We start from the raw sequence: 16,840 nt of genomic DNA, 5'->3' as shown, positions 1-16,840 counted from the left end.
GAAGCCGGCGCACTGGAAGCGCTACGCCGGCGGCGGCTCGCATGATAACTCTAACCTTGGGACTCTTACCTATGGACAGCCAACACATCGATTTACACCGTGCGATCATTGCGCTGACCTGCGCGCTGGATTTGGTCGGTATCGACGAAGTCAAACACGGCAAGCGGGTGGCGATGATGGCGTGGCATATTGCCGGAAAATTGGCCTGGTCGGCGGAGGATAGGCTCAGTATTCTGCAGGCCGGCATGTTGCACGATTGCGGCGTGGCCAAGATTCGCGAACACCGGCACCTGACCGAGTCGTTGGAATGGGACGGCGCCGAAGCGCACTGCCAGCGCGGCGAGGAATATCTGCGCGCCTGTCCGCCGCTCAGTCATCTGGCCGAGGAGATCCGCTACCACCACACCCGCTGGGAGAAGTTGCAGCAAACGGCGTTGTCCGCCAGAACCCGGCTGCGTGCCAATCTGCTGTTCCTGGCCGACCGCATCGATGTGCTGCAGGCGCCTTATCTGGCCAGCGAACAAATTCTGATTGCGGCACCTAAGATTGTCGAGCGCTTGCAAAGTTATTCTGGAAGCCTGTTTTGCCCGGAGTTACTGGATGCGTTCGCCGATTTGGCGCAGAGCCAGGCGTTCTGGCTGGCGATGGACCCGGATTATCTGGACGAGGATTTGCGCAATCTGGGCAACCATGTGCCGCTGGAGATGTTGCCTTATCCCGATTTGCGCGAGATCGCCCGGTTGTTCTCGCGGGTGGTCGACGCCAAAAGCCCCTACACCGAGCTGCATTCGGAGCGGGTAGCGCAAATCGCCCGCCGGCTGGCGCAGTCCTTCGGCATCGAAGGCGCCAACCTGGAGCAAGTCGAAATCGCCGGTTTGTTGCACGACATCGGCAAATTGCGGGTATCGGAAGACATTATCGACAAGCCCGGCAGCCTGACTGCGGAAGAGCGGGCCTGCATGCAGCGCCACAGTTACGACACTTACCGGATTCTGCAGCGGGTATTCGTCGATTCGAAAATTCCGGAGTGGGCCGGACTGCACCACGAAAACCTGCGCGGCGAAGGTTATCCGTTCAAAACCGCGGCAACGGCGTTGCCGCTGGAGTGCCGCATTATCAGCGTCGCCGATATTTTTCAGGCTTTAGCCCAATCGAGGCCTTACCGGGTCGGCATGCCGCTGGCGGAAATCATCGCCTACCTGGAACGCCGGGTTGCCGACGGCGTGCTGGACGCCGGCGTGGTGGAAAAGCTGAAAGCCGACGCTGAAGACTATTACAAGTTGGCCCAGGGCGGTTGGCAGCTGAATCATACCAATATTCAGCGACCAACCGCCGTTTAAACAAGGTATCACGCCTTTGCATTTTGCTTACTTGTTTAAATACCGTCGCCGATTCGCGCCCCAAATAGCCGATGCAGTGCCGAATAACCAACCGACGCCAGGCAGCGGAACGGCTTTAACAGTTACAGTAGCACTTGCCGTTAATAATTCACCGTTAGCGAGGGTGTCGAGGTCGGGATCGAATAACGGATCGGAAGGGCTTCGGGAAAATAAATCGTAACTCAGCACGAGCCGGCCAAAAATCGAGCCGGGATTCGCGGCGGTAGCGATTTTAAAGCTGCCGATTCCGGATTGCGTAGCCTCGTCGAATGATTGAGCCCAGACGGTACTGCCGCCGAATCCGGAGCCGACGACAAAAAAGTTGTTCGGGGCGCTGATAAAGTCGTTAAATTCGCCGGAGTGGGCCGAGGTTTGAAATTCAGCGCCGGTTACCACCAGGTAATTTTGGGTATTGACGAGTACGAAGCCCCAGCCAACTGTGTCACCGGCTTTTCCAATGATGGAACCGTTTGCCGGCTCTAGTTGCAATGAAGTAGCGGCGAGCGTCGGATTACAACAACATACCATCCACAAAAGTACGAAAATTAGTTTGCGCATATCAGTGGTCCTCTTGTCGGTTACCGAAATTGATTGTTGAAGGTTTTGGTGCCGGACACGGCGCCGCCGTTGCTGCTGAAAGTTATTGTTGCGCTGAAACGGGCGTTATTGGGGCAATTGCTGAAATTGATGCCGATATTGCCGGTTCCTTGGCTGTGATCAGGGATATCGCCTAACACCAATGGAAATGCAGACGGTGTGGTAATGATCGGTACGCAGTGGGCGCCAAAGGTTTGCGAAAGCTCTACATTATCGATCTGCGCGCTCTCGGCGAGACAGTGACTTTGGTTAGTGAGGTTGATTAACCAATTCCGGGCATTTTTTAGGCCGGATTTTTGCGCGATTTTTGCAGAAAGTTTCGGTAGCGTTGCTTCGCACGATAGGCCGGGATTTTCTTCAAAGCGATTGGTAAAGTCGGTATTGGCGTAATCTCGTATCACTAACAGGTTGGTGAAAAACTCTTTTTTGCAACCAATCAGACCTATATTTAGTACTACAAGATTGATTCAGCACTAAATAAAGGCTTCTTCTAGCTAAATTAGTGGCTGGAATATGGTTTTTCACCAACCTGCTAAGTTATCGGTAACTCCTTTGACTGCGTTGTAATGGTGATCCCAGTTACAGCAATTTGGCGTGGCGCCTAAGAAAAGGAATGGATCGATTGCGTTGGGCGTGTTCCAAGCTGCTTGGGTGGTGCCTTTTACCTCGCCGTTTACGTAAATCCGGACTGTATCGGCAGAATTGTCGATCCCCGATTTGTCCCACACGAAAGCGAAATGCATCAGCGTACCGTTGCTGAACGCCAGTTCCCCACCCGGTGCAGCCGAGAAATCGGGGGTGTATACGCATGTTGCGCTGTCGTATTTGCCCACGCAAAAGAAAAAGCGCTTGCCGTAGGAGCCGTAATCCCAACCGTTCCAGCCAGCCATAAGTACTCCGTCGGTTTGCCAGTTTTGATCGGGGTAATGATTCATCACCTTATTTCTGGTATCAAAAAAATAGGCGTGATTGAACGTATCCGCACCGTATTTGAATTCAAACCAAAACTCAATGCTGCCGCGAGCGGGGGACAATGCGGTTTGGGACAGATCGGTAACAAAAAAGTTAGCACCGTCGTTACACCAACCCTCGCAGGTGTCATGATTGACGTATAAGCCGTCGCCGAACACACCGGGAGCGAGTTGAGCCTCGCCCCAATCGCCGATTAGATAATGTAACTGTTGAAAACCGGGACCAATTTCGCTGGTGGCAATTTCAGTCGCCGAGCCTAACTTGTTCCACAACACCACGTTGCCGGTTTCGGCTTTGGTGGCGGTCGACGACAAGCCGATTAAAGCCGCCAGTGCTGCAGCGGTGGAGCGCGTTTTGCGAGTAATTCCGTACATACAAACCTCCCGATGAGGATTGGAGAAATGCGGTGGCCTCGGACTGCGCGGTAGCTCGTATGGTGCGCGGTCCGGAAAGTGTTGGAATTATTGTTGAAAGAGTCGAAATGGAGCGGAGCGTCACTGTCGACAAAGTGCCGATGCAAGCTAAGTTGACGCCAATATTTACTACGAAATGTATGGTAATTGAATGGCCGTCGGCTAGCAATTTAAATCCGCTGCGTGATGACTAAACGTTGTGCTTAAACTGTCCGTAGCGGCGGTAAGCTGAATTTGCCGAGTATAATCAGGCGCTATTCTGAATTAGCGATCTTTGCCATGTCCGAAGACCTTTATTTCCTGCCCGATCAAACCGTAGAGTCTCTGAAAGTTCCGCCGCATTCGATTCAAGCCGAGCAATCGGTGTTGGGCGGTTTGTTGCTGGACAACCAGACTTGGGACTCCGTCGCCGATAAAGTCGGCGAGAACGATTTCTACCGCCGCGACCACCGTTTGATTTTTCGCGCCATCGCCGAATTGGCCGAGCGCCAGGACCCGTTCGACGTCGTCACGATCTCCGAGGTGCTGGAAACCACCGGCGAGTTGCAGGACGTCGGCGGTTTGGCTTATCTGAGCACGCTGGCGCGGGATACCCCCAGCGCCGCCAACATTGTGGCTTACGCTAACATCGTCCGCGACCGTTCGGTGTTGCGGCAACTGATCCACGTCGGCACCGAAATTTCCGATTCGGCGTTCAGCACCGAAGGCCGGGAAACCGCCGAATTGCTGGAAAACGCCGAGCGCAAAGTATTCGAAATCGCCGAACAGCGGCAGAAGGGGCAGGGCGGGTTCAATTCGATCAAATCGCTGTTGGCCAAGGCGGTCGACAAAATCGAAATGTTGTACGAGCAGGATGGCGACATCACCGGCGCCAGCACCGGCTTTACCGACCTGGACGAAAAGACCTCCGGCCTGCAACCGTCCGATTTGATCATCGTCGCCGGCCGGCCGTCGATGGGCAAAACCACGATTGCGATGAACATGGCCGAAAACGTGGCCTTGAAGAGCGGCATGCCGGTGGCGGTGTTCAGTATGGAGATGCCGGGCGAGGCGCTGGCGATGCGGATGATGTCGTCGTTGGGCCGCATCGATCAGCATAAAGTCAGAACCGGCAAGCTGGACGACGACGACTGGCCGCGTTTGACGTCGGCGATCAATTTATTGGCCGAAACCAAGATGTTCATCGACGACACCCCGGCGCTGACGCCAACCGAGGTGCGTTCCCGCGCCCGCCGCCTGACCCGCGAACACGGCCAGCTCGGCCTGATCGTGATCGATTACTTGCAGTTGATGCAATCGCCGGCCAGCGGCGACAACCGGGTGCAGCAGATTTCCGACATCTCGCGCGGCTTGAAGGCCTTGGCGAAAGAACTCAACGTGCCGGTCATCGCGCTGTCGCAGCTCAACCGGAATCTGGAGCAACGGCCCAACAAACGGCCGGTGATGTCCGATCTACGCGAGTCCGGCGCTATCGAGCAGGATGCCGACTTGATCATTTTCGTCTACCGCGACGAGGTTTACCACGAAGACAGCCCGGACAAAGGCATCGCCGAAGTCATCATCGGCAAGCAACGGAACGGCCCGCTCGGCACGGTGCGGCTGACCTTCCTCGGCCAATACACCCGGTTCGAGAATTTCGCCGGGATTTACGACGGCCCGGAGGATTACGAATGATGCCGCCGGCTTATGTGCGCTTGGATCTGGATGCGGTGCGGCATAACCTGGAACAGGTCAAGCGCTACGCGCCGGACAACAAAATCATGGCGGTGATCAAGGCCAACGCTTACGGCCACGGTATGGACCGGGTCGCGGCGGCGCTGGAACAGGCCGACGGTTTTGCCGTCGCCAGGGTCGACGAAGGTGCCCGCTTGCGCCAGGCCGGCTTCGAGCAGCCGATTACGGTGTTGCAGGGCTTCGTCTGCGCCGACGAATTGCAGCAGTTACTGAAATACCGGCTGACCGCGGTGATCCACGCGCCGCAACAAATCGCCATTCTGCAACAGCAACCCGACCGCGCCATCAAGCTGGCGGTCTGGCTGAAGCTGGACACCGGCATGAACCGCTTGGGTTTTAAGGCCCACGATTTCGCTGCCGCCTACCAGGCCTTGCTGGCCTGCGCGGCGGTCGAGCAGCCGATCAACTTGATCACCCATTTCGCCAACGCCGACGATCTGTTGGACGACAAAACCCGGCGCCAGATCGATTTGTTCAACGACGCCGTCAAAGATTATCCGGGCCAACGCAGCATCGCCAACTCGGCCGGTATCATCGGCTGGCCCAGTGTCCGCTCCGGCGCCGCTCAGGACAGGGGCGGCGATTGGGTCAGGCCGGGCCTGATGCTGTACGGTTGCTCGCCGTTCGCCGGCAAAACCGGCGCCGATTTCGGCTTGAAACCGGCCATGAGTCTGCATTCGCGCTTGATTGCGGTTAAAGACCTTGCCGCCGGCGAAAGCGTGGGCTACAGCGGTACCTGGACCTGCCGCAGCGCCACCCGTTTGGGCGTGGTGTCGATAGGTTACGGCGACGGCTACCACCGCGCCACCCGCAGCGGCGCGCCGGTGTTGGTCAACGGCCGCCGGGTGCCGCTGATCGGCCGGGTATCGATGGACATGATCACCGTCGACCTGAACGACCTACCCGACGCCCAGCCCGGCGACCCGGTCACGCTGTGGGGCAACGGCCTGCCGGTCGAGGAAATCGCCCGCCACGCCGATACGATTCCCTACACCTTGCTGTGCGGGATTACCCAGAGAGTGCAGGTGATGTAAAACAACCCGGTTTTAACAAGCTGTCTGCAGGCGCTATTCGCTGTCGTCGCGACACCAATACCGTTATCATCGTGTTTTTTCGATTGTTTTGGAGGCAATGATGCAACAGTCGAACAGCCTGGGCCGGATCGGTTTGTTGTTTTTTGTCTTTTGCTCGATAGCGCTTGCCTCGGTTTGCGAAGCCAACGAAAAGCCGCCGGCTTGGCCAACTTTCGTCGACCAATTCATCGCCGGTTACTTCGAACAACAGCCGACCTTCGCCGCCGAGGCCGGCCGCCACGAGTACGACGGCCGTTTGCCGGATTGGAGTCCGCAAGGTTTGCGCAACACCGAACGCTGGCTGGAAGCGCAGCGGATGTTGGCGCTGGCTTATCCCGATCAGGCTCTGACCCCAGAACAACGTTTCGAGCGCGATTACCTGCTGGCGACCGTGACCAAGGAATTGTTCTGGCGGCAAGTCGCGCGGCGGCCCTACAAAAGCCCGCAGTTTTATGCCGGCGCATTGGACCCGAATCTTTACATCAGCCGGCCTTATGCGCCGCCCGCGGAGCGGATGCGGGCGTTCATCGCTTATGCCGGCAACGTCCCGCAAGCCGCCGCCAAAATCCGCGCCAATTTGGAATTACCGCTGCCGCACACCTACCTCGACATCGGCAAAACTGTGTTCGGCGGCCTGGCCAAATTTTACGAAACCGAGGCCAAGGCCGCGTTTGCCGAAGTTGCCGATCCGGCACTGCAACGGGAGTTTGTAGAGAAAGTCGGTCCGGCGGCACAGGCGCTACGCGAGTTGGCGGATTGGCTGGAGCAGCAAAGGCCGACCGCGACCGACGCGTTCGCGCTGGGCGCGGAAACCTTCAGCCGGATGCTGGCCGATACCGAAGCGGTCGAGCTACCGTTGCCGACGCTGGCGCAAATGGGCCGCGCCGATTTGCAACGCAATCTGAAAGCATTGGCGCAAGCCTGCCGCCGGTTCGCGCCGCAAGCCACGACGGCCGAGTGCGTGGCGCGGGCCGAGGCGCATAAACCGGCGGCCGGTCCGGTCGCCGCCGCCGGCGAGCAGCTCAAGCAATTGAAAGCCTTCGTCGCCGAACGGCAATTGCTGACCATCCCCAGCGACGACGAAGCAAGCGTCGCGCCATCGCCGCCCTACGCCCGCTGGAATTTGGCTTACATCGACATTCCGGGGCCTTACGAGCATGGCGTGCCGTCGGTGTATTACGTGGCGCCGCCTGATCCGGCCTGGAGCGCCGCCGAGCAGGCCGCTTACCTACCCGGCCAGGCCAACCTGCTGTTCGTGTCGGCGCACGAGGTCTGGCCCGGCCATTTTCTGCAATTCCTGCACGCCCACCGGGCCGGCTCCAAATTCGGCCAACTATTCAGTAGTTACGCGTTTTCGGAAGGCTGGGCCCACTACGCCGAGGAATTGATGTGGGAAGCCGGCCTGAACGACGGCGATCCGGAAACCCACATCGGCCAGTTGGTCAACGCCTTGCTGCGCGACGTGCGTTTTCTGGCGGCGATTGGACTGCATACCCAAGGCTGGAGTGTCGAGCAGGCCGAACAAATGTTCCGGGAACAAGCCTTCCGCGATCCCGGCAACGCTCGCCAACAGGCCGCGCGCGGCACCTTCGATCCGGCCTATCTAAACTACACGCTGGGGAAATTGCTAATCCGTCAGTTGCGCGACGACTGGTGCGCCCAACGCGGCGGCCGCAAGGCCTGGCGCCAATTTCACGACGCGTTTTTAAGTTACGGCTCGCCGCCGATTCCGTTGGTCGCGAAGGCGATGTTGGCCGGACGGGACTGAGCGGCTGGTGCTTGATTGGCCGCGCGACGCAGCCATGTCGCAATATTCCCGCTTTCAGAGGTCAGCGGTACGGCATGTTTATCAGTAAATCCCAGGCCTTCGAAAAAAGTGTCGCTAGGGCGCCGCTACAAAATCAACAGGTTTGGGTTCTTTTATGCAAATTACGATGCCTGTTGCGATAAAGGCAAACAAATTCTGATGGCATCGGATAGGCCATAAGGTTGCGTAACATCAGTGAATAACGTGAAGCTTTTTTGATGACGCCACAGGCGGCTATAAATCGCATCGGGAAAGGCGCGGTACAGGTTGGCGTTCTGATGATGTGTGCCACAGTGGTATAGGTCGTCGTGATGTGGAAATAAAAAGGCTATTTGCAGAATGAGGTTGGAATGATGGCCGACAGTCTTTATCCTTGAACTCGATCAAGCGGTTGGAATTTGATTTTCTGATATCTCATGGCGTGGTTGAGTAGAGCTTGATCGTTTTGTTACGACCCGTTGCGGTTTGTCACATGAAATGATCCAATAACAGCAATTGATTTATTTGTGGCTAGAAACTAAGAGAAACCAATGAAGTACCCGGTAGAAGAGATATTCCGAACTGAAGGTGTTCCCGAGTTCAACTTTGTGAAGCCACCCAACTATAATGAAATATTTGTTGATGTCCGAAACCCTGGTAAGCCAACAATTATTGAAGGCCAATCTGGTACAGGCAAAACTACAGTAGCGAAGAAAATCATCGAGCATGCTTTCCCGAATGGAGAATTTGGATACCTCTCAGCACGCTCAGCTGGAGATATGGGCCGAATACTCCAGATCGCCGAAGGTAAGCTCCAAGGGAAGTGGATAATAGATGATTTCCACAGATTGGACTCAGCAGTTCAAACGAAAATTGCTGACCTTTTAAAAGTGGCAGCAGAGGACTTCGAAGCGTCCTTGCATCCTAAATTGGTTTTAATTGGTATAAATAAAGTTGGAAGTGAGCTCATCCGACTCGTGCACGACGTAGCCAAACGATGTGGAATACACCGCGTGCAGCCTGCGAATAAGGAAATTTCTCTCCAAATGATCAGTCGTGGAGAAGAAAAGCTAAACATTGTCTTAGAAAACAAGGAAGATATTATTAGAGAAACAAAGGGAGACTATTGGTTAACACAGTTGACGTGTCAAGCTATTTGTCTCAGTTACGATATTCTTGAAACGGCTGCCTCCCAAATCTCATTGCCATACCAACAGCAAGATGTTCGATCACGAATAGTTGCAAGGCTGGATAATACATATAGAGAGCCCGTTAAAGAATTTTCCCGTGGAAAGCGCTTCAGACCCACAAATGATCCCTACTTTCGACTTCTTCGCTTGATTGCGACGCAAGAAAGTTCAATTTCAGATCTTAACGAATTGGCAAATGCTAATCCTGACGTTCGAGGGAGCATCAACAATATAAAAGAACGCCGTATTGCTGTCTTGTTGGAGTCTAAGCCTATTTGTGAGCGATACTTCTATTACAACTCTGATACGAAAACATTTGCCATTGAGGACCCAGCTTTTTTTTATTATTTGCAGCACGTAGATTGGGAAAGCATGCGAAAGGATTGTGGTTTTCGAGATGATCCGCATAACTTTGAATGGGATTTTGCTATCTCATTTGCTGGTGAAAATAGGGTGCTCGCTAAGTCAATCGTAGATATGCTCGAAGCTCTAGATTGCACTATCTTCTACGATCAGTATTACGAATCTAACTACCTCGGTACAGCTTGGTCTCAGCAATTTAAGGATATCTTCGGAAGTAAGGCGAGATATGTCATCTGCTTACTAGACGCCAATCATGCTAAAAAAATTTGGCCAACATTTGAAAGGGAAATATTTTCTTCTCGAGTAGAGGATGCTGCGGTGATTCCTGTTTATCTCGATAATACTTCTTTTGTAGGAATTCCGAAGGACATCGTGGGCATTGACTTTAAAGATTGTGATCCGAACAACGTTGACGATGTGACAGACAAGATTGTCTATAAAGTCGAAGAAAGACTTCGGAATGCATAACAAGTCAAATACATTGGGCCACCCGAAAGCTCTGCTCGCTGCTCTCTCCGCCTTTAGTTACCGGTGATCCCACATTAGAGAGCATTTTTGATTTAAAGCGGCCATTCAGAAATCAGCCTCAAAGGTCCGCAATTGGCCGTAACGAGCATTGCCAGCCCAACCAACTTTTGTAAATAACAAGCCATTGCGCTTATCAACGATCCAACCAAGTTTTGCACAAACGGCGCGATTAAAAAGCATGAACCGTTCTGATTTCCAACCCTAGAATGCAAATAGCCAATAAAAACTAGGCAGGACAAAATTTAGCAAATATGGGAGGCCGACACAGTTTGCGGTTCTTTTATAAAAACAACGATGCCGGTTGCGACAAAAGCGAATAGGCCCGACGCAACAAAAGCCAGGTGGTAGTCACCCATCAGACTATGAACGTAACCGGCGCTGTAGGCGGCAATGGCCGCGCCGATTTGATGCGCGAAGCAAATCCAGCCAAACACCACGCCGACGTTTTGTTTCCCGAACAAATCAGCGGTCAAGGCGGAGGTTGCCGGAATCGTGGACAACCAATTCATGCCGTAAATAATCGAGAACATCATTAATTGTCCGGTGCTATCGATGCTGGGCAGCAGTATCAGCGTCGCGCCTCTTACGACGTAATAAAACGCCAGCGGCCAGCGCTTGCCGTACCGGTCGCATAACCATCCGGATAAAATGGTGCCGAACACGTCGGCTGCGCCCATGACGCCTAAGGACATGGCCATGGTCATTTCGGTAAAGCCGTGTTCGATGCCGTGCGGAATCAAATGCGTCTGAAACAGGCCGGAGGTGGTTAAACCGCAAATGCCGAAACTCGCAGCCAATAACCAAAATTGCGGACTGCGCATGGCCGATCGCATGGGGTTTTGATCAGGCTTAAGCATTGTTCGATGAACGCCATGGTCGCCATAGGCCGACAGTCCTTTTGATTCGGGATCGTCTCTTAAAAATTTCAGCACCAACGGTAAAGCCACCAAGCCTAAGCCTATGGCGATAAACAACGTCGCCGCGCGCCAGCCTTCATGCACATTGATCTGCATGAGGACAGGGGTGAACACTAACTGGCCGGAGGAGAAGGCGGCGCCCAATATGCCTAATGCCAGCCCCCGGTGTTTATGAAACCAGCGATTGATCAACGCCGACCCCATAATCATGGACGTGCCGCCCGAACCCGCGCCAATCAGCAATCCCCAAAGCAAATACAGTTGCCAGGATTCCTGCATAAAAACGCTGCCGCCGGCGCCCAATATCGATAGCACCAGCGTTATGACACTTACTTTTTTGGCGCCATATAAATCCATCAATCGACCTAAAAATGGTCCGGCTAGACCAAATAAAAGCAGGTTGATTGAAATGGCGCCGCTAATGGTTTCTCTGTTCCAGGCAAACTCCTGCTCCAGGGACATCATGATGATCCCTGGAACGGAGCGCAACGCCGATGCAACAAACAAGCACAAAAACGTGACCGCGAGTACTACCCACGCATAGTGAACTGAATCGGTATGACTCTTTGGCATGGCGACATCGGACTTGGACTGAAACATGGTCGTGTGGGTTTAGTTGAAAACAGACCTATTCAGTATCTTCGATTTTGTCCATGAGTTCGATCAGCCGAGTCACGCCTTGCAACAAGATGCCGCCGACGCCCAAGGCAAACCAAACCCCAATCACAAAGCCCCAATGGATAGGTGCGGCGAAGAATTCTTCTCTAAACCAGAAGGTATGTCCCCATTCGTTGAAACCGACGCTGACCAAGATCATGAAGGGGCCGAATACCGCCAGGGTCAACGGCAGCGAGATGCCTTTGGCATACAAAGGCAAGCGGGTTCTGCCGTACAGCCAGGCGCAGCCGCCCAGGATCACATAGAGCGGGAAGTTAAAATAAAACTCGATGATATGGTTAGCGGTAAACGGCGTGTCGCGGATCGCTACCTGGTGCCAGGAATTGTCCTGCTCGGCAAAATAACTGCCCGCCCAGTACACCGCAAAGGTGTAAATGCTGATCCACATCGTCAAGGTGAAATAGCGGCGAATTTCTTCCTTGGGTGCCAGTTGATCCAGATTCCGGTCGCGCGTGGTCCATAGGTAACCCCAAAAGCCGCTGGCGACGGCGGCAATCACCGCTAGTTCGATATAAAACAGCCGCATCCAGTATTGTTCGAACGCCGGTTCCGAGGAATCCAAACCGTGTGCTATGGCAAAAGCGCCCTGATACAGGCGTAAACTGATGTACATAACGGTTAAAAAGCCAAAGCCTTTTAAATATTTGGGTAAGTCGGTCAAATACCAAGGCAATGATTTGGGGTTTTCGGTGCTTAAGCTCACGTGTTCTGTCGTGGTAGCCATGATGTGTGCTCCTGAATTAATTGAATTTGGGAATGACGGCGGCGGAAATGCTGGAGATATAGCGTTTTCCCATCACGTCGTCGTAAAGAAACAGCAAGCCACCCAGCCGGCTGTCCGCATCTTTGATCAACCCATCCAGCTTTTCCGACTCCCAAGCCGCATCGCGCACTTCTACGGTGACGGTGCGTTGTTCGCCGGGGGCGATAGGTGTATTGTCACTCAGGCTCAGACCGTTATTACTGACGTCATCCTTGCCGGGTTTGCTGTTCACACTAGCTAAGTCAGCGTTCATGAAATGCACGTTGGAACTGGAAAATTGGCCGATCCTGACCGCGCCTTGGCTGCGATTGTCGATACTAAACTGCAACACCATGGCGCGTTGCGCCACGTTGTATTCCGCTTTTAGCGTGTCGACATTGACCAGTCCGGCATTGACTTGCGCCGGCAGAGGCAAAATCCTATCCAAGCCCGCTTGTAATGGGATAGCGTCCGGGTACTGGTTGGCGGTGACCGCATTCAGCGCCAATACCAATACCGGCACGCCGACTAACACCGCCTTGGCGATGGTTTTGTCCTGATCGGTGATCAGTTCATGTTCCAAACCGGCATCCAGCATGCGATAGCGGCTGATGAACAAGGGACGGCGCACCCACCACAGCAACCAGGCGGCCGCCAATAGTCCCCAGAACAGATGCCAGAACACGCCATTGGCAAAGCCGAAGCTCTCCATGTCGATCATTTCACCGTTGATGGTTTGAATGGTATTGCTAAAGTCGGCGGGATCGCCACCAATGTCCAGCCACACCCCAGGGCCCATTACCTGACCGGCGTCTTTTAAATTAAAAAACGGATGGATGTGATAATGCCCCGGCAAACGGCCTTTCAAGACGACCTTAAACTCGTAGTCGCCACCCGGCTCCAGCGATACCGAATTGGTCCAAGGCTTACCGTTCAGGTAACGCTCGGTACGAATCAACACCGGTCCCGGCGTGGAGATATTCAAGAAGCTGGCTTCCGGTTTCGGCACGCTGATCGGCCAGTCTTCAGCGACATGAAACTTACCGCTGACGCTGACTTCATCGTTGACGTTGAATTTTTGGGTGGACCATTGCACGTCGTACCACTGGATAGTGCGCATCCTGATGAACGGCTCCAGGGCTTTTTCGCCATGGGCGTGCGCGGTGGGTACGGCAAATATCGACAATACATTGATGCAAAGCACTGCCAACAGCCAAGGTTTAAAAAGTGAATTCATGACTGTGCTCCTTAAATGCTTTTCAGATAACGGGTGTCAGCGAACAACTTGCCGATTTTCCACCACAGCGGATACATCAACGAGCACAACAACGCTGAACAAAATGCCGATAATGGCGTGGCGTACTGGCCATAGGTACGTAAGGTGCCGCGTTCGATGATGCGCAAATATTCCGGCATGCCGGTACGGATGTACTGGAAACCGAATACATCGGCCACCGTCAGCTGGCTGTTGTGGTAATCGACCGCTTGGTGGAACATGCCGAAAATCGGCCAGTTGGTGGGGTAAAACAGCAAGGCAAATGCAGCGCCACCAAAAATGGAGGTGATGGTCAGGCTGTTGGTGAGCATCAACAAGGTATCCAATACCAAGGCACCCGGCACCATGGTCGCTGGCAACACCATGTTAATGGGGAAGAAATTCCAGTAGTGATAGGCAAACACGCGGGTAACCCAGGTGCCGAGCAATAAGGCCGCGACGCAAAGCGTAGCCCCCAACGGCAGTCGGAACTTATCCCACAACACCGCCTGTACCGCAGCGGGAAAGGTGATGCCGATTAAGGGCGTCACCAATGGCCACCATTGCCGATCTTTCCAATCCACCCAGAAGTCCCAGTCGCCAACGGTCAGGGCAAAATGCAGATGGAACGAGCCGATGAATAAGAATAGGGCCAGCACCAGGATCAGATAATCGTAAGCTCTGGCCAGCCGGGCTTTTTCGCCCCGATAAGGTTTGAAGGTTGAAATTGGAATTTGTGCAGACATGGTAAGAATCCCCCGACATGTGTTTCAGTAAACGGCAATCGCCATTGAGTTTTGGGCGCGCCGCCAACCGAAAAGCTACCCTTGGGGGGAGTTAAACCTTGTAGGCTTGGACGACGCGCTCGGGGTATAAGGTAGGGAGAAACGGCTTGGCTGTGAAATGGTGAAATTTCATCCGCCATCATCAAGACTGTTCATACCGGCAAGAGTCGATTTTGTTTAGTATGCAGCCGAATTCTTTATGGAATATCCACATGGCAAATCTGCGCACTTTCGACTTAAACCTGTTACTGGCTTTCGATATTTTGATGCGGGAGCGCAATGTCACCCGCGCGGCGGAATGCATGTTTGTCACGCAGTCGGCGATGAGCCATACCTTGCATCGCTTGCGCCAGCAATTGAACGATCCGGTCTTGGTTAAATCGCCTGCCGGCATGCAGCCGACGGCGCTGGCGCTGGCCTTGGTGGAGCCGGTACGCAGTCTGTTACAGGAAATGGAACGCTTGCTCGAGACACCCCAAGCCTTCGATCCGGCCTCCAGTCAGCGCCGCTTCACCATCGCCGCGACCGATTACATGGAGTTTTTGATCTTGCCCGAGTTGTCGCAATTGATTGAGCAAACGGCGCCGGGCGTGGATATTCATGTCAAACGCACGGAATCCGCTTTTCCATTGGCGCAGCTGGAAAACGGTAGCCTGGATGTGGTGTTGGGCTTTGCCTCGGTACTTAATCCGCCCGCACATTTAAACTGCGAACATTTATTCATGGATCGCATGGCTTGTGTGGTCAGGCAGGATCACCCGAGTATAAAAGCGGCGCCGTCGCTGGAGGAATATTTGGCGGCGACGCACATGCTGATTTCCCGAACCGGTGATAAGTTGGGGGTGATAGACGAGAAATTGACCGAGCTCGGCCTGGAGCGCCGTATTAATTTCATCGTGCCGCATTTTCTATCGGCACCCTTGATCGTCGCCCAGACCCATATGATTTTGTCCTTACCTTATCGCTTGGCCATAGCTTTTCAGAAACTGGTGCCGCTGCAAGTATTACCGGTGCCGGTCAGTTTGCCGGACTACGATTTGGCGATGATTTGGCACCCGCTATGGGAAAAAGATCCGGCCCACGGTTGGTTGCGAGAACAAATCAACGCTATAGGCCGGACAGTAAGCGCATCTCAAATCACTCTTTAACGTCCAGGTAGGCCCGCGGCCAAGGACTTGACCTTCAACAGGAAGTAAGGCGGTTTGGATTGGTTGTCGCCGCCGTTCAACGTCGCCGAACGATGCAAGCGATTCACCACGGCATAGAGTTGTCCGTTAGCGCCAAAACTAAACGAGTCGACCCATGACAGCCTTGGGCACTGGGCCAATTGCCGGTACTGTCGGTTAGGCGCGATCACGCCAATCGCATTATTCGCCAAGTCCCCCAGATAAATATTGTTGTTTTCATCAATGCTGATGCCGTCCGAGATCGGTTTGTCGCTGTAGCGTTCCACCTGCTTGGCGAGTGCTTCAGGCGTTAACGACTCGTTGACCAAATCCGCCGCTTTAATCCGGTAAAGACTGAGGCCGTGCATCGGCCCGAAATAGACCCATTCGTTGGCCAAATCCTCGGTAATCGGATTCACGCCAATATGCGGTTTCACTAATTCACCTGACGGGGTTTTCACCTGAATCGGCACATTGTCGATGACCAAATCGACGTTTTCCGGCACCACACTTTTATGACCCTCCAGCACCCGCCGCGCCGCGCCGGTCGACAAGTTGACCACGATCAAGCCGGCATTGGCGCCACCCGCCGGGTCGCTGATAAAGGCATGATTGTGGTTGGCATCCAATGCAAAGTCGTTGACGAACGCATCTTTCGGCGCAATCGGGGCCGGCAGGTAAATCAAACGCTGCAGCTTGTTGGTTTTGGTATTCCAGCCGACCAGCTTGGGCGTCACCCCGCTGCGCATGCCATTGTCCAGCATCCAGACGATGCCGTTGCTATCGGAGCGGATACCCAACACCGAGTCGAGTTTGATAGGCGCGGTCGAATCGGCCGCGGACATTTCCCTGTTCGGAAAAGGCAGCAAGGTTTGATCCTTGTATTCCACCACGGTGTATTGCGGCTGATAAAACTGATGCTGGCTCATGATGATCCTGCCGTTGGCCGTGGCTGTGACATTGCCTGGGCCGCTATCGAGGCTGGCGAATACATCAAAATGAGAGTTGCCGTCCGCCGAGACCTCAAGGGCCGTAATCAGCAGAGCAGCGCAGGACAGGGTTAACCGGTTCATCGGCGTCTCCGTAAGTTAATGGGTTGAGCCATAACATACGAGATCGTGAAACCGGTGTTAAATGACATTAATTAATCGAGAGCCATGCATCCGATTGATGATGATTTCCGGGTTCGCTTCGGCCGAACCTGCCGTTGGTAACAGTCAATCCGTTGCCAATTCGGCTAAGCAAAAAATCTAGTGGCGGGT

14 protein-coding genes are annotated in these 16,840 nt (G+C 54.0%); 7 read left to right on the top strand and 7 right to left on the bottom strand.

The annotated features are described in order from the left end of the window. Positions 1-41: 41 nt before the first annotated feature. Positions 42-1,340: an HD-GYP domain-containing protein gene (locus tag VXJ35_RS19545; protein ID WP_231914785.1), complete on the top strand. Its 1,299-nt coding sequence runs from the start codon at positions 42-44 to the stop codon at positions 1,338-1,340. Between the two features lie 27 nt (positions 1,341-1,367). Here VXJ35_RS19545 and VXJ35_RS19540 read toward each other — a convergent pair whose 3' ends face one another. Then, positions 1,368-1,937: a hypothetical protein gene (locus VXJ35_RS19540; RefSeq protein ID WP_157198238.1), complete on the bottom strand. Its 570-nt coding sequence runs from the start codon at positions 1,935-1,937 to the stop codon at positions 1,368-1,370. 29 nt (positions 1,938-1,966) lie between these two features. Here VXJ35_RS19540 and VXJ35_RS19535 point away from each other — a divergent pair, with 29 nt between their 5' ends. After that, entirely contained in the window at positions 1,967-2,113 is a 147-nt protein-coding gene (locus VXJ35_RS19535; RefSeq protein WP_157198237.1) for a hypothetical protein, read from the top strand. Positions 2,114-2,497: 384 nt separating this feature from the next. Here VXJ35_RS19535 and VXJ35_RS19530 read toward each other — a convergent pair whose 3' ends face one another. Further along, positions 2,498-3,322 (bottom strand): hypothetical protein, encoded by an 825-nt coding sequence (locus VXJ35_RS19530; RefSeq protein WP_064022841.1) that lies wholly within the window; start codon positions 3,320-3,322, stop codon positions 2,498-2,500. A 318-nt stretch (positions 3,323-3,640) separates the two neighbouring features. Between VXJ35_RS19530 and dnaB the strand changes: the two genes are divergently transcribed. The 4 genes from dnaB to VXJ35_RS19510 all read left to right on the top strand — a co-directional run bounded on the left by dnaB (position 3,641) and on the right by VXJ35_RS19510 (position 9,975). Continuing rightward, the gene (gene dnaB, locus VXJ35_RS19525; RefSeq protein ID WP_054762085.1) at positions 3,641-5,035 is read left to right on the top strand and encodes a replicative DNA helicase; all 1,395 of its coding nucleotides are present in this window, start codon (positions 3,641-3,643) and stop codon (positions 5,033-5,035) included. Then, complete coding sequence (alr, locus tag VXJ35_RS19520; RefSeq protein ID WP_064022840.1) at positions 5,032-6,129, top strand: alanine racemase; 1,098 nt, start codon at positions 5,032-5,034, stop codon at positions 6,127-6,129. The genes dnaB and alr overlap by 4 nt, the downstream gene beginning before the upstream one ends. 97 nt (positions 6,130-6,226) lie before the next feature. After that, positions 6,227-7,936, top strand: coding sequence for a DUF885 domain-containing protein (locus tag VXJ35_RS19515; protein WP_064022839.1), 1,710 nt, complete (start codon positions 6,227-6,229; stop codon positions 7,934-7,936). 569 nt (positions 7,937-8,505) lie between these two features. After that, a complete protein-coding gene (locus VXJ35_RS19510; RefSeq protein WP_064022838.1) occupies positions 8,506-9,975 on the top strand; it encodes a TIR domain-containing protein in 1,470 nt (489 codons plus the stop codon). Positions 9,976-10,277: 302 nt separating this feature from the next. Here the strand turns inward: VXJ35_RS19510 and VXJ35_RS19505 are convergent, their stop codons facing one another. From VXJ35_RS19505 to amoA, 4 genes are read right to left on the bottom strand one after another with little or no spacing between them, the layout of a single operon-like run. Beyond that, a complete protein-coding gene (locus VXJ35_RS19505; RefSeq protein WP_231914784.1) occupies positions 10,278-11,552 on the bottom strand; it encodes an MFS transporter in 1,275 nt (424 codons plus the stop codon). A gap of 28 nt (positions 11,553-11,580) precedes the next feature. Next, the gene (gene amoC / locus VXJ35_RS19500) at positions 11,581-12,354 is read right to left on the bottom strand and encodes a bacterial ammonia monooxygenase, subunit AmoC (protein WP_064022837.1); all 774 of its coding nucleotides are present in this window, start codon (positions 12,352-12,354) and stop codon (positions 11,581-11,583) included. A gap of 16 nt (positions 12,355-12,370) precedes the next feature. Further along, on the bottom strand, positions 12,371-13,609 hold the full coding sequence (gene amoB, locus VXJ35_RS19495) for a bacterial ammonia monooxygenase, subunit AmoB (protein ID WP_064022836.1): 1,239 nt from the start codon (positions 13,607-13,609) through the stop codon (positions 12,371-12,373). 11 nt (positions 13,610-13,620) lie between these two features. Further along, positions 13,621-14,373, bottom strand: coding sequence for a bacterial ammonia monooxygenase, subunit AmoA (amoA, locus tag VXJ35_RS19490; RefSeq protein ID WP_064022835.1), 753 nt, complete (start codon positions 14,371-14,373; stop codon positions 13,621-13,623). Positions 14,374-14,624: 251 nt separating this feature from the next. On the opposite strand from amoA, the gene VXJ35_RS19485 reads away from it, so the two are divergent. Then, complete coding sequence (locus VXJ35_RS19485) at positions 14,625-15,560, top strand: LysR family transcriptional regulator (protein WP_064023609.1); 936 nt, start codon at positions 14,625-14,627, stop codon at positions 15,558-15,560. On the opposite strand, the gene VXJ35_RS19480 is transcribed toward VXJ35_RS19485, so the two are convergent. Continuing rightward, positions 15,557-16,651 carry an L-dopachrome tautomerase-related protein gene (locus VXJ35_RS19480; RefSeq protein ID WP_082881008.1) on the bottom strand — a complete coding sequence of 365 codons (1,095 nt, stop codon included), beginning with the start codon at positions 16,649-16,651 and terminating at the stop codon, positions 15,557-15,559. The genes VXJ35_RS19485 and VXJ35_RS19480 overlap by 4 nt on opposite strands. Between the last annotated feature and the right edge of the window lie 189 nt (positions 16,652-16,840).

The organism is Methylomonas sp. DH-1 (assembly GCF_046097555.1).
In the GTDB taxonomy this organism is placed as follows: Bacteria; Pseudomonadota; Gammaproteobacteria; order Methylococcales; family Methylomonadaceae; genus Methylomonas; species Methylomonas koyamae.
This window is presented reverse-complemented; position numbering and strand designations above follow the sequence as displayed.